14 protein-coding genes are annotated in these 11904 nt (G+C 51.5%); 13 read left to right on the forward strand and 1 reads right to left on the reverse strand.

The features are described from left to right. Positions 1–262: 262 nt before the first annotated feature. Entirely contained in the window at positions 263–1357 is a 1095-nt protein-coding gene (locus tag GX441_07085; protein NLI98407.1) for an endonuclease/exonuclease/phosphatase family protein, read from the forward strand. Positions 1358–1698: 341 nt separating this feature from the next. Here the strand turns inward: GX441_07085 and GX441_07090 are convergent, their stop codons facing one another. After that, positions 1699–2781 (reverse strand): L,D-transpeptidase family protein, encoded by a 1083-nt coding sequence (locus GX441_07090; GenBank protein ID NLI98408.1) that lies wholly within the window; start codon positions 2779–2781, stop codon positions 1699–1701. Between the two features lie 225 nt (positions 2782–3006). Here GX441_07090 and GX441_07095 point away from each other — a divergent pair, with 225 nt between their 5' ends. The 12 genes from GX441_07095 to phoU all read left to right on the forward strand — a co-directional run bounded on the left by GX441_07095 (position 3007) and on the right by phoU (position 11897). Next, positions 3007–3822, forward strand: coding sequence for a DUF4388 domain-containing protein (locus tag GX441_07095; protein NLI98409.1), 816 nt, complete (start codon positions 3007–3009; stop codon positions 3820–3822). Positions 3823–3962: 140 nt separating this feature from the next. Continuing rightward, positions 3963–4436: a hypothetical protein gene (locus tag GX441_07100; GenBank protein ID NLI98410.1), complete on the forward strand. Its 474-nt coding sequence runs from the start codon at positions 3963–3965 to the stop codon at positions 4434–4436. Then, positions 4433–4636 carry a hypothetical protein gene (locus GX441_07105; protein ID NLI98411.1) on the forward strand — a complete coding sequence of 68 codons (204 nt, stop codon included), beginning with the start codon at positions 4433–4435 and terminating at the stop codon, positions 4634–4636. Before GX441_07100 ends, GX441_07105 begins: the two co-directional genes overlap by 4 nt. A 102-nt stretch (positions 4637–4738) precedes the next feature. Beyond that, positions 4739–4888: a hypothetical protein gene (locus GX441_07110; protein ID NLI98412.1), complete on the forward strand. Its 150-nt coding sequence runs from the start codon at positions 4739–4741 to the stop codon at positions 4886–4888. Positions 4889–4941: 53 nt separating this feature from the next. Then, positions 4942–6117, forward strand: a complete 1176-nt coding sequence (locus tag GX441_07115; GenBank protein ID NLI98413.1) for a hypothetical protein — start codon at positions 4942–4944, stop codon at positions 6115–6117. Positions 6118–6138: 21 nt separating this feature from the next. Beyond that, a complete protein-coding gene (locus tag GX441_07120) occupies positions 6139–6999 on the forward strand; it encodes a phosphate ABC transporter substrate-binding protein (GenBank protein ID NLI98414.1) in 861 nt (286 codons plus the stop codon). Positions 7000–7124: 125 nt separating this feature from the next. Continuing rightward, entirely contained in the window at positions 7125–7628 is a 504-nt protein-coding gene (locus GX441_07125) for a hypothetical protein (GenBank protein NLI98415.1), read from the forward strand. A gap of 68 nt (positions 7629–7696) precedes the next feature. Beyond that, positions 7697–8542, forward strand: coding sequence for a PstS family phosphate ABC transporter substrate-binding protein (locus GX441_07130; protein NLI98416.1), 846 nt, complete (start codon positions 7697–7699; stop codon positions 8540–8542). Positions 8543–8630: 88 nt separating this feature from the next. Further along, a complete protein-coding gene (pstC, locus tag GX441_07135; GenBank protein NLI98417.1) occupies positions 8631–9518 on the forward strand; it encodes a phosphate ABC transporter permease subunit PstC in 888 nt (295 codons plus the stop codon). Further along, positions 9515–10366, forward strand: coding sequence for a phosphate ABC transporter permease PstA (gene pstA, locus GX441_07140; protein NLI98418.1), 852 nt, complete (start codon positions 9515–9517; stop codon positions 10364–10366). Before pstC ends, pstA begins: the two co-directional genes overlap by 4 nt. Then, positions 10360–11190, forward strand: a complete 831-nt coding sequence (locus GX441_07145; protein NLI98419.1) for a phosphate ABC transporter ATP-binding protein — start codon at positions 10360–10362, stop codon at positions 11188–11190. Before pstA ends, GX441_07145 begins: the two co-directional genes overlap by 7 nt. A 23-nt stretch (positions 11191–11213) precedes the next feature. Beyond that, a complete protein-coding gene (gene phoU / locus GX441_07150) occupies positions 11214–11897 on the forward strand; it encodes a phosphate signaling complex protein PhoU (GenBank protein ID NLI98420.1) in 684 nt (227 codons plus the stop codon). Positions 11898–11904: the final 7 nt, after the last annotated feature.

The following is an 11904-nucleotide window of genomic DNA, read 5'->3' on the forward strand; positions in this document are numbered from 1 at the left end:
GAATTGTTAATCAAAGATGATCGCTTCGCTCTTTAGGTCGGCCCGCACAATTCGGGCGCACCTGAAGGTACGCCCCTACGGGCTTGTGGTTATCTGCCGAACGCCTGCGCTTCCAGCGCACGTTCGGCCAATGCGCCTCCGGCGCTGCCCCTCCCCCCTTTGTGGGGGAGGCTGGGTGGGGGGGTAATCCTTGACACTCCACCCATTCTCGCATAAAATAAACTGCAATTAATAACATCCTTTTAACGCATTGGAGGGCGTTATGCCTTTTTATTACGGACTGAAGACGAGAGAACCCAAGCCTCTGAAGTTTTCACAGGAGGACAGGAAACGCACTGCAGAGCGCTTGCTCCTGCTTCGCGAAAAGCTAAGAGGAGAGGTGCCATCCCGTACGGTGTCCGAGAGCCTCTTGCTCGCCACCTGGAACATCCGAGAGTTTGGTTCGAACAAACGATCAGCGCGTCTGGCGGAATCGCTCTACTATATTGCCGAGATTATCTCCGCGTTCGACATAGTCGCAGTGCAGGAGGTGAACGCGGACATGGCCGAGCTCGAGCGGGTCATGCGAATACTCGGCCGCAACTGGCGCTACATAGCGACCGACGTCACCGAAGGCGCGTCCGGCAACCGGGAGCGGCTCGTGTTCGTTTACGATTCCGCTAAGGTCACGTTCCAGAACATCGCGGGCGAGATAGTGCTGCCCGAAGGCTCGCTGGTCACGGACACAAAGCAGTTTGCGCGCACGCCGTTCATGGTCGCCTACCAGTCGGGCTGGTTCAAGTTCATGCTCGCGACCGTGCACATCTACTACGGCAAGGAGGGCCAGAATACCCCGGAGTTCGCGCGCCGTGTCGCGGAGATTGAAAAAATAGCCCTGACCATCGCCGAGCGTGCAAAGGAAGATGCACAGCACCGGTTCGTCCTTCTCGGCGACTTCAACATCGTCAGCCCCGAGCACAAGACCATGGAGGCGCTTCGCAAGCAGGGCTACTTTATCCATCCCGAGCTCATGAAGAAGCCTTCGAACTACAAGCGCGACATGCACTACGACCAGATAGCGTTCCGCGCCAAGGCCGACGAGCTTTTGCTGGGCGACGGCCGCGTCGCAGCCGACCCCGCAGCTAAAAAGAACGCGGGCGTGTTCGACTTCAACCAGGTGGTCTTTACCGATTCCGACTTCAAGGTCTACAAGAACACCGTCAAGGAGCAGACGAAGCTCGACGACTCAAAGCTCGAAAAGGAGTACCTCTCGAGCTGGCGCACGTACCAAATGTCCGACCACTTTCCCATGTGGGTAGAGATGAAGATAGACTTCGCTGACCGGTATCTTGCAAAAATCGTGGAGTCCGAAAGATAGGATTCCCTCGAAGAACGTCGCCGATCCAAAGGGAAGGTCTGAGGGATCGCCGGTTTTCAATCCACCTAGGGGTACCCGCACATGAAATGACGACGATTGCGGAGTAACCATACAAAGTAGGCTTGTGGGGTGGAGAATCCCCCCTACCCCCCTTCAAAAGGGGGGCCGATACCTAGCTTGACAGCTTGTAATTCCCCGCATAAAATGAACAGCGATTAACAGCATCCTTATAACGTCAAAACATCGGAAGGCGTTATGCCTTTTTATTACGAACTGAAGACGAGTAACGCAGGGGCAGAGCCTCAGATCGGCAAGTATTAGCTTGCAGAAACGGGAAAGCGCTACTCTTCGATTCGAACCGGCGTCCCAACCCGCACTATCCTTTTGAGCGAATCTACGTCCTCATTGTGAAGTCTAATACAGCCCTCTGATGCGCGGGTGCCAATCGAGGAAGGGTCGTGCGTGCCGTGAATGGCGATACCTTCCCATTTCTTGCCTGATTTTGTCTCGGTCGCAAGCGTCGATAACAAAAAGAACCAGGGTCCGTATGCACCCTTTATGGGTCCTTTGCCGTCGCCGAAATCGTGCTCCCATGTGCGGGAGTCCTCAATGGAAGTTATGGTGAAATCTCCCTCTGGCGTGCGGCAGTCGCCTACGCGTTCCTTGTCCCCCGCGTTTCTGCCTAGCGCAACCGGGTAGGTTTTGACAAGAACCCCGTCCTTATAAAGGAAGAGCCGGAACGTCGATTTCTTTATGACTATAGATATTCCGCCCGGAGCCGCCTTTATCTTTGATGCGGTAAGCGCGTCGCTACCGAGCACGAGAACCATATCCCCAAGATTGGTGCGCGTTTCTATTCTGCCCGTTCCGAGTTCCGCTACGAGCTTTTCTGCGAGCGGTCTATCGGACTCAGAGCAGTACAAAACCGTTTTCGTGAAGGTATCGTCATCGGCCGTCTGTGGTTCGAGCCCCAGTACGCCGAAGCGCACGCTGAATTTGTATGCGGCGTCGCGCGCGAGTCCCTGTTTTTGGGTGCCGTTCAAAATCAGTATGCCTCTTGCATAGGGCAGGGAGTCGAATGCGAAGGCGTTGATTCCGTAAAACACGTGAACGGTTCCGCGAGTGTTCGTGTCGGCAATCTGCGCGTCAGGGAATAAAGCCTTGAGCGTTGCGAGCCACACCCTGTCCTCGGGGTGTATGAGTATCTTCGTATCCACTTCGTATGAGATTCCATTATCCTTTGTCCCTACAGAATCCTTGATGCCTAACGAGTCCATGGCGAGTTCGATCGCCTGAACCGGGAACTTAATGCCGCGCAGCTTTTCGTAGCCCGAACACGAGCTGTGATATATTACCTCTGGAGGCTTTGGCTTGCAGCCAAAAAAGACGAAAGCGGCAAAGACAAGAATCGAAAGAACCCTCATAATTGCAGAAGTTTACGGCAGCGATTGGCTTTGTCAACTCAAAAAAACTTCGTTTCCTTGACATCTTTTCCGGCTTGAATATAATCCTTTACGGACAAGGAGAGGGTCCAAGGAACAATCTAATGCGAGCGTCTTCTAAAGGCATGCATTTAATCGCTTAGCGAGGAGAAAAATGATCCTTGGATTGCACAGATTTCGTTCGGAGAATGAGAAAGGGAGAGGTTCATGAGCGAGAAACTCACAGGGTTGCTTTCGGAGTTTCACCTGTCGGATATTATTCAGCTCTTAATAATGACCCAGAAAGCAGGCGAACTGGCTCTTAGGGATCTCGATCGCCAGAAAACCGCGCTTCTTTACTTCGAAAAAGGGAACCTGGTTCACGCCGCGCTTGACAGCGCGGATGGACAGCATTCAGAGGGTTTAAGGGCATTTCAGGCTATAATTGGCTGGGACGAAGGGGAGTTCAAGTTTCTTGCCGGCAAGCAGACCCCGAAGGTTACCATCAGGAAAACATCTCAGGAAACCCTCATTGACACTCTTGCTCGGATGGATGATATCAAGGAGATGAACAAGGAACTGCCAACAGAGGATATCAACCTTTTCATAAAACCGGAGCTAGACATCGTGCCTTCAATATCGGTTCTTGAATGGCGCGTTCTCGCTCTCGTTAACGGACGAAGAACGATCCAGCGGATATGCCAGAAATTCGGAGACGAACTCGAGGCAAAAAGGGTTCTCAGGGAGCTTGTGAGGAAAGGGCTTGTAAGCGCTGATCCTCCGGAGTCGGACTGGCGAAGACTTGTACCGTCAATCAGATCGGCTGCGGAAGTCGAATACGACAGAGCGCTTCCGCCAAGGGTAAGGACGAATCTTCTCTTCAGGGCGATAGACGGAAAGACGCACTTCGAGGATATACGAAGGAAGCTGCAGATGGATGAGAACGATCTCCTTGAAGATATGAAGCTTCTTTACGAGCTTAAATGGGTTAAATTGAGCCCGGATGACGAGAGGGCGTTTCTTAAGCATCTTGCCGATTTGTGATAGACGCAATCCCTGCAACGCACCAGCCGAATCAGGAAAGGGTTGACAAGGGGTTGCTTTTATGTATACTTAATATGTATATGTGGGAAATCGGGATTATTCACTTGACAAACAGACGATTTTGATTATAATCATGTCCGATGGAAGACAAGCAAAGGAAGCGTGGATTGAATAACTCGAAAGAGTGCGGAGATTATTCGCCTCGACCGTCAGGTCGAGGCTTTTTTCTGTTGTCAAGATGGAGCTTCAAGAACGGTAAGCCTTTGCTTAAGTTTTATGCGCATACCCCCAACGATCAATGGCGGTTCAGACGCAGCTGGATATTCAAGAAATTTCTCAGCCGCGCCCTGAGGGGCGAGAACCGGACAAACAATTCGTCCTCGAAAACGAGACACGGTTCGGATGCCGTCTGCCGCTACATAAGATCGATAGCTAATCCCGATATTTGCTTCGACAGTTTCTTCTACCTTCTCGTTTCGGGATATGCGGGAGGCAACTCGGAAGCGTCAATGGCGGCGTACGTCCGCGCTGATGCTTTAGATTCAAGCCTCGATGCATTGCGTCGGGGCTTTTATTTTGCTGAAATAAACGGGATAACAAAGGAGGTTCGATGAACCAGCCGTCTGAAAAAGATGGTCTTGCCCTGGAATTGGAGCTTCTCAGGGCCGAGATATTCGAAAGGCTTTACAGCGCGATGACCTCTGAAATCAATCCAAGACTTGATAGGCATCTTGCGGCTTTCGTGAAGGAATGGACTGACGATTTCATGAGCCTGCCTGACGCATCTGTCAGTAAATTCATGGAGATGTTGTGATAAGCGAGTTAAGCGGACGGTTGCTGATATGAGTCTTGAGCCGATTAGATTTGCGAAAGCGGGAGCGGGAAAGCGCAAGCCGAAGGAGACTATGTGGACGGAATGATGAAAACGAGTGACGCAGAAATGGAACTTTTAAAGAGCGAGCTTCTTGAAAAGGTGGAGAAGATGTTCGGTTCGTTTTGTGCGTCCGAAGCCTTTGTAAAACAGGAATTATGTCGCCTTGAATCCCTGTACAGCGGAGTGGCATGACGGGCGACATTAATGTAAACCGGAAAACAACCCCAAAACCTTTAGGAGGTATAATGGGTCATAGCGCAAATAAGGGCGGCTTTATAAAGGCGGCCCTCTTTGCAGTACTGGGCATCCTTCTGGCAGTTCCTGCCGTGGACGCGCAGGTAACGGTAAAGGGCGACGCCCGCTACCGCTTCGAGTACTTTGCCGAAGGAAAGAACACCGATACCCTTCAGGGTCCGGACACGACAACGACCCGCTACCGCAACCGCATCCGCGGACGCGTAGGCGTGGAAGCAAAGCTTTCCGAAGAGCTCAAAGCCTATATAGGGCTTGCCACAGGCGGAATCGACCCGGTGTCCACGAACCAGACCTTTGACGATGCGTTTAGCACCAAGGTTATCGGTCTTGACCTGACGTATTTCGAGTGGAAACCGTCCTTAGTTCCAGGACTCAATCTATCCGGAGGCAAGGTAAAGAAGCCATGGGTAATGGTTACAGACCTTGTGTGGGACGGCGACCTCAATCCCGAAGGACTTTTCCTTTCCTACACGCCGTCGTTCGGATTGATAAGCCCCTTCCTTACGGGCACCTACTTCTGGGTGGACGAGACCTCCGGCGACAACAAAGACTTGATGCTCTATACAGGCCAGCTCGGAACCAGGCTCGCATTCGGAAACGGAATCGGCCTTATGCTCGGCGCCTCCTACATCACATACACGAATATCCAGGGTCATAAGTGGCTGTACGATGACAAGGGATTCGGCAACACCGAGGGCGAAGATATGATAATCGACACACTTACCGGTGATACTTCCTATGTGAAGAACAAGACCTTTGCCTGCGGCTATGACCTTCTTGATATCATCGCGGAGTTCGGCATTCGCATCGGAACGTTTCCGATTTCGGTGTACGGCGACTACGTCATGAACATAGCCGCCGATGAAGACAACGCCGGCATGATGTTCGGCGTACGTCTGGGCAAGGCCTCCAATCCAGGAAGCTTCGAGATAGAGGCCAACTACAGAACGCTTGACAAGGACGCCGCGCTTGGGGTTTTCACCGACTCCGATTTCCGCGGCGGCGGAACAAACGGTTCCGGCTTCAAGTTCTCGGGCAAGTACCAGCTGTCACCGGCCGTCCAGCCCGGCTTGACAGTATTCTACAACACCAAAGGCCTTGGCGACGGCGTTAACGACCGGCTGCCTTACACCCGCGTACAGGCCGATGTAAACTTCAAGTTTTAACAGCTTAGGAGGTATTAGTATATGAAATCAAAGAGCAACTTACCAGGCGCATTCTTCAAGGGCTTGCTTCTTGCTGGTTTAGCCCTTACGTTCACAGGCGCAAAAAAAACAAACGAGCTTCGCATTAAAGGCTCGGATACGATGGTCAACCTCGCGTCGGCATGGGCAGAGGCCTACATGCAGACTCACTCTGATGTCTACATCTCGGTTGACGGAGGCGGTTCCGGTACAGGCATAGCCTCCCTCATAAACGGAACCGTGGAGATAGCCAATGCGTCACGAGAGATAAAGCAGAAGGAGAAGGAAGCGGCGGCGGCAAACTACATCAATCCTGTAGAAACCAAAGTCGCACGCGACGCCATCTCCTTCATCGTGAATCCGTCGAATCCGGTTAAGGAACTGACCATGGAACAACTTGCCAAGATGTATACGGGTCAGATAACGAACTGGAACCAGGTGGGCGGACCCAATCAGAAGATTACCTTGTGCGCGCGCGAGAACACTTCCGGAACCTATGCTTTCGTGCAGGAGTTCGTGATGAAGAATAAGGACTATGCGCAGACAACCCTGCATCTTCCGTCCAACGCGGCTATTGTGCAGGAAGTCGAGCAGAACAAAGGAGCTATTGGATACTGCGGTCTGGGCTATCTTCTGGAGGCAGGCAACAAGGTTAAGGCCGTGGGCGTAAAAAAGAGCTCGTCCTCGTCCGCCGTGACGCCTTCAGAGGCAAACGTGAAGAACGGCACCTATCCCGTGGCTCGTTTCCTATATGTATACACTCCAGGCCAGCCGTCAGGCTTGACCAAAAAGTTCATAGATTTCTGCGTAAGCCCGGAGGGTCAGAAGATTGTTGTCGAAGCAGGCTTCGTGACCCTTAAATAAGAGGCAATTGACCCTTGACCCTCTCCCTCATTCAAAGGAAGGCGGCAAACCAGCCGCCTTCCGAAATTGTTTGCGCAGAAAGAAAAAACGCTCAGAATCCAAAAAATCACGCGGGATATCAGGAAATGAAAAGCTTTAATAAGATTGATGCAAGGGGCATATACTATGCCCTGAGAGCGATTGGTTTCAGTATCTCTGACTATACAGAGGATTACATTACCCTGTGCGACGACTTGCTGGTTGTGGTGCTCAAAAGAGAGTGGATGAAGCCGGAAAACGAAACGCCCGACAGGGAGCTGGTAAGACAGGCTAAATGGATATTCAGCCAGCACAACGCCGAGACGCTCATGAAACTGGCGTCGAGAAACAAGAACCTCAGCAATGTTTTAGCGTATCTGGAATTGAAAGCGGATGATAATCAGGAGCAAACGGAAATAGGTGCTAATATCTTGAGAGCTAATGAAGACTTACTCGATAGAGTCTCTCGGCTTGCGCCGAAGAAAACTGGTTCGGATATGGTTCAATCAAACGGCCGCAACAGGCTTAACCATGTTTTAGGGCCCGAACAGGGCACTATTCGCGGTGATGATTTTCGCATTTCACAAAAGAAATATGATGATGCGGGTTGACTTGAAACCAATTATGAAGAAACTACTGAAAAGAAACTCAATAAGCTCTAAGGAGGAGAATCGTGGGTATGCAAAGCGTTAAGACCTTCATAGTGTCTTCGATTATTGTTCTTTCGATCGCAGGCTGCAGGAATAAGGATGAGCAGGCGATTACAATTAAAGGTTCGGATACAATGGTAAACCTCGTCTCTGCATGGGCTGAGGGCTACATGACCGCAAACCCCAAGACCTCCATCTCGGTAGACGGCGGCGGCTCAGGAACGGGCGTCGCCGCGCTCATAAGCGGAACTGCGGATATAGCAGCTTCATCCCGGAGCATCAAGCCCGAGGAGGAAGCTCAAGGAAAGGTAAACGGAATAACTCCTGTAGAGCATACGGTGGCGCGCGACGCCATATCAGTCATCGTAAATCCCTCAAACCCTGTTGCAGAACTCTCAATGGAGCAGATAGCCGCAGTCTACAAAGGCGAGATAACGAACTGGAGCAAGGTGGGCGGTCCTGATGAAAAGATAACGGTTCTTTCGAGGGAGAACTCCTCCGGAACCTACGCTTTCTTTCAGGAGCACGTTTTGAATAACAAGGATTACTCCAAGGCCGCGCTTTTTCTTACTTCCAACGCCACCATTGTCCAGGAGGTCTCGGCGAACAAGTGGGCAATCGGCTACTGCGGGCTCGGATATCTCATAGAAGCAAAGGGCAAGATAAAGCCGGTAGCGGTCAAGAAGGACGCCTTTTCTGCGGCCGTAATCCCTTCGGAGGAGACCGTAAATTCCGGCGCATACTCAATCGCCCGGCCGCTCTATCTCTACACGGCAGGAGAACCTAAAGGCCTGGTCAAGAGCTTTATTGACTTCGCGATGAGCGAGAAGGGGCAAAAGATAGTGGTCGAAACAGGTTTCGTGACGGCAAGATGATGCGCCGGGAACCAATTAGTCCGCTTACCGGCACCAAGCGCCGGAGGTTTTTTTGAACATTGCCAAATCGTCAACAAAGCCGGAAAGGATGAAGGCTAACCGTGCGGTCTGGCAGGACACGGCCATCCGGATAATCCTTACTGGTCTCGGCTCCACCAGCATCCTTATAGTCATTCTCATATTCATCTTCCTCTTCAGGGAAGCTCTGCCTTTTTCATGGAAGCCTGGACTCGATAAGCTCTTCAGCGGGAACTGGATTCCGACATCGCCGGTCAAGGAGCAGTTCGGGGTTTTTCCTCTCATAACCGGCACGCTCATCGTGACCTTAATTGCAACCGCGATAGCGATTCCCTTCGGGATATGCGCGGCCGTCTACGTAGCCGAGATCGCCTCGACGCCCGAGCGCGAGTTCTTCAAGCCGTTCATAGAGCTTCTTGCCGGGATTCCATCGGTCGTAATCGGGTTCTTCGGTCTTATTGTTCTCGCTCCGCTTGTTCAAAGGGTTTTCCATCTCGATTCAGGGCTCAATGCTGTTACGGGAGCTCTGCTGCTTGCTCTCATGGCTTCGCCCACAATAATCTCCATTTCCGAGGATGCAATACGCTCAGTCCCCCGCTCCTACAAGGAGGCTTCGCTCGCGCTGGGAGCAAGCAAGATGCAGACCATCTGGAAGGTTACTTTCCCTGCATCTCTCTCAGGCATTATCGCGGCCGTAATGCTCGGAATGGGCCGCGTTATCGGCGAGACGATGGCTGTTCTTATGGTTACGGGGAACGCGCCGATTCTGAGGATCAACCCTTTTCTTTCGGTAAGAACGATGACGGCAACCATAGCCGCTGAGATGGGCGAGGTGGCATTCGGCAGCGACCACTACCGAGCGCTTTTCTGGATAGGGATACTCCTGCTTCTCTCCACGTTCGGCCTCAATATGATAGCCCAGCGCGCGCTTCGCAGATTCGGGAGTACGCGCAGATGATTACTCGAAGAACAATTACCGACGCTTTTTTGCGCTGGCTCATACGAATCGCAACCTACTTGATAGTCATCGTGGTCGGCTACATTCTCGTCGATATCATAATAAAGGGACTTCCTGCAATGAACTGGGAGTTTCTCTCTTCTTTTCCCAAACGCAGAGGCACGCAGGGAGGCATACTCCCGGCGATAATGGGAACGCTTTTCCTGGTTACGGGCACTATCGTCGTTGCACTGCCTCTTGGCGTTGCAAGCGCCATATATCTCACAGAGTATGCGAAGGATAACCGCTTCACGAGAACGATACGTCTTGCCATCATTACTCTTGCAGGGGTGCCTTCAATCGTATTCGGCTTATTCGGGCTTGGCCTTTTCGTGCTCTTCTTCGGGTTCGGGCCTTCAATCGTATCAGGAAGCCTGACCCTTGCCTGCATGATACTGCCGACCATTATCGTAGCGTCCGAGGAGGCGCTTAAGGCAGTGCCCCAGTCCTTGCGCGAGGGGAGTCTTGCTCTGGGTGCAACAAAGTGGCAGACGATTCGCAAGAATGTGCTTCCTTACGCCGTGCCGGGAATCATAACGGGCTCAATCCTTGGAATCGGACGCGCCGCCGGGGAGACAGCGCCAATACTCTTGACTGCGGCGGCGTTTTTCATGCCGAAGCTTCCAAGGGGAATACTCGACAAGGTGATGGCGCTTCCCTATCACCTGTTTGTGCTGACTACGCAGGTTCCGGACGCTCCCGAATCCTATAAGTACGGGACCGCTTTGACGCTCATAGCTCTTGTTTTAGGAATCAACCTTGTTGCAATCATTATAAGAATCCGCATGAGGAGAAAAACCAGATGGTAAAAGAAAAAAGGAATCTTAAGATAACGACCTTATCTCAATCAAGAGCGGGGGATGTGCACGCCGGATACCCTAAGCCGGCTATAAGAACTGAGCACCTTAATTTCTACTACGGCTCGACTCAGGCCTTGTTCGACGTCACTCTCGATTTTCCTTCAAGACAAGTTACGGCTTTGATAGGTCCATCCGGATGCGGAAAGTCCACCTATCTTAGGACCCTTAACCGCATGAACGATATCATCAGCGGAACAAGGATTTCCGGAAAGGTTCTAATACATGGCGAGGACATATATGCAAGGAACGCCGACGTTGTCGAACTCAGGAAAAAAGTGGGTATGGTCTTCCAGAAGTCCAATCCCTTTCCGAAGTCGATTTTCGAAAACGTGGCGTACGGTCCGCGCATACACGGAGAGCGCTCCAAGTCAAAGCTTTCCGAGATAGTTGAGCGAAGCCTTGTGCGTGCAGGGTTGTGGGACGAGGTAAAGGACAGGCTCGAAAAGAACGCGCTCGATTTCTCCGGAGGACAGCAGCAGAGACTTTGCATCGCCCGGGCTCTGGCCATTGATCCCGATGTTCTTCTGATGGATGAGCCCACTTCGTCTCTTGACCCCAAGGCTACAGCACGCGTCGAGGACCTTGTAAGCGAACTCGTCAAGGACTACACAATCATCATTGTAACTCACAACATACAGCAAGCGGCGCGCGTCTCCGATTATACAGCATTTCTATACGAAGGCAGGCTAATCGAATTCGGAGTTACGACGAAGATGTTTACCAGACCTAAAGAAAAGCAAACGGAAGACTACATAACGGGCCGGTTCGGTTGAGCCGATTCGGCTAAGGAGGAAGAATGTCAAGACATCTGGAAAGAGAGATAACGAAACTGAAGAAGAAGATTCTCAAGCTTGGCAGAGCCGTGGAAGAAAGCATTACAAACGCTGTCCTATCTATTAAAAATCGCGACGCCGCGCTTGCGCGCAAGGTCATTTTAAACGACATAGAGATAGACAAGATGGAGGTCAATACCGAAGAGGAATGCCTCAAGATTCTTGCCCTCCACCAGCCGGTCGCGATAGACCTCAGATTCATCATCGGCGTACTGAAGATGAACAGCGACTTCGAAAGAATGGCTGATCTTGCATCAAATATCGCCGAACGTTCACTGGACCTCGCCGAGCATAAAAGGAAAGTGGAAGTTCCTAAGGATATATTCACAATGGCTGAAAAGGTCAAGGCAATAGTGGAGAAAAGCATGAAATCGATGATAAACATGAGCTCGGCAATGTCGCGTGAAGTATGCAATGACGACGACGAAATAGACGAGCTTCATAAAAAGATTTTCGCGGATGGGAAAATCGTGATGTCGAATGACAAAACCAAGATAGAAACCACTACTCTAATCCTATCCATCTCAAGATACCTCGAAAGGATTGCCGATCACGCAACCAACATTGCCGAAGACGTGGTCTATATGGTCGAAGGGATAATACACAGGCATGTCTACAAATTTCAGAAGGAAGCCTCGAAAGAGTAACTCCTCG

It is taken from the genome of bacterium (genome assembly GCA_012517375.1).
GTDB lineage: Bacteria > Hydrothermota > Tepidihabitantia > B3-TA06 > B3-TA06 > JAAYVC01.

Excerpts from the sequence above, each read along its gene's own strand:
- GX441_07085 (NLI98407.1), top strand. The coding sequence starts at position 263 with ATGCCTTTTTATTACGGACTGAAGACGAGAGAACCCAAGCCTCTGAAG.
- GX441_07090 (NLI98408.1), bottom strand. The coding sequence starts at position 2,781 with ATGAGGGTTCTTTCGATTCTTGTCTTTGCCGCTTTCGTCTTTTTTGGC.
- GX441_07095 (NLI98409.1), top strand. The coding sequence starts at position 3,007 with ATGAGCGAGAAACTCACAGGGTTGCTTTCGGAGTTTCACCTGTCGGAT.
- GX441_07100 (NLI98410.1), top strand. The coding sequence starts at position 3,963 with ATGGAAGACAAGCAAAGGAAGCGTGGATTGAATAACTCGAAAGAGTGC.
- GX441_07105 (NLI98411.1), top strand. The coding sequence starts at position 4,433 with ATGAACCAGCCGTCTGAAAAAGATGGTCTTGCCCTGGAATTGGAGCTT.
- GX441_07110 (NLI98412.1), top strand. The coding sequence starts at position 4,739 with ATGATGAAAACGAGTGACGCAGAAATGGAACTTTTAAAGAGCGAGCTT.
- GX441_07115 (NLI98413.1), top strand. The coding sequence starts at position 4,942 with ATGGGTCATAGCGCAAATAAGGGCGGCTTTATAAAGGCGGCCCTCTTT.
- GX441_07120 (NLI98414.1), top strand. The coding sequence starts at position 6,139 with ATGAAATCAAAGAGCAACTTACCAGGCGCATTCTTCAAGGGCTTGCTT.
- GX441_07125 (NLI98415.1), top strand. The coding sequence starts at position 7,125 with ATGAAAAGCTTTAATAAGATTGATGCAAGGGGCATATACTATGCCCTG.
- GX441_07130 (NLI98416.1), top strand. The coding sequence starts at position 7,697 with ATGCAAAGCGTTAAGACCTTCATAGTGTCTTCGATTATTGTTCTTTCG.
- pstC (NLI98417.1), top strand. The coding sequence starts at position 8,631 with ATGAAGGCTAACCGTGCGGTCTGGCAGGACACGGCCATCCGGATAATC.
- pstA (NLI98418.1), top strand. The coding sequence starts at position 9,515 with ATGATTACTCGAAGAACAATTACCGACGCTTTTTTGCGCTGGCTCATA.
- GX441_07145 (NLI98419.1), top strand. The coding sequence starts at position 10,360 with ATGGTAAAAGAAAAAAGGAATCTTAAGATAACGACCTTATCTCAATCA.
- phoU (NLI98420.1), top strand. The coding sequence starts at position 11,214 with ATGTCAAGACATCTGGAAAGAGAGATAACGAAACTGAAGAAGAAGATT.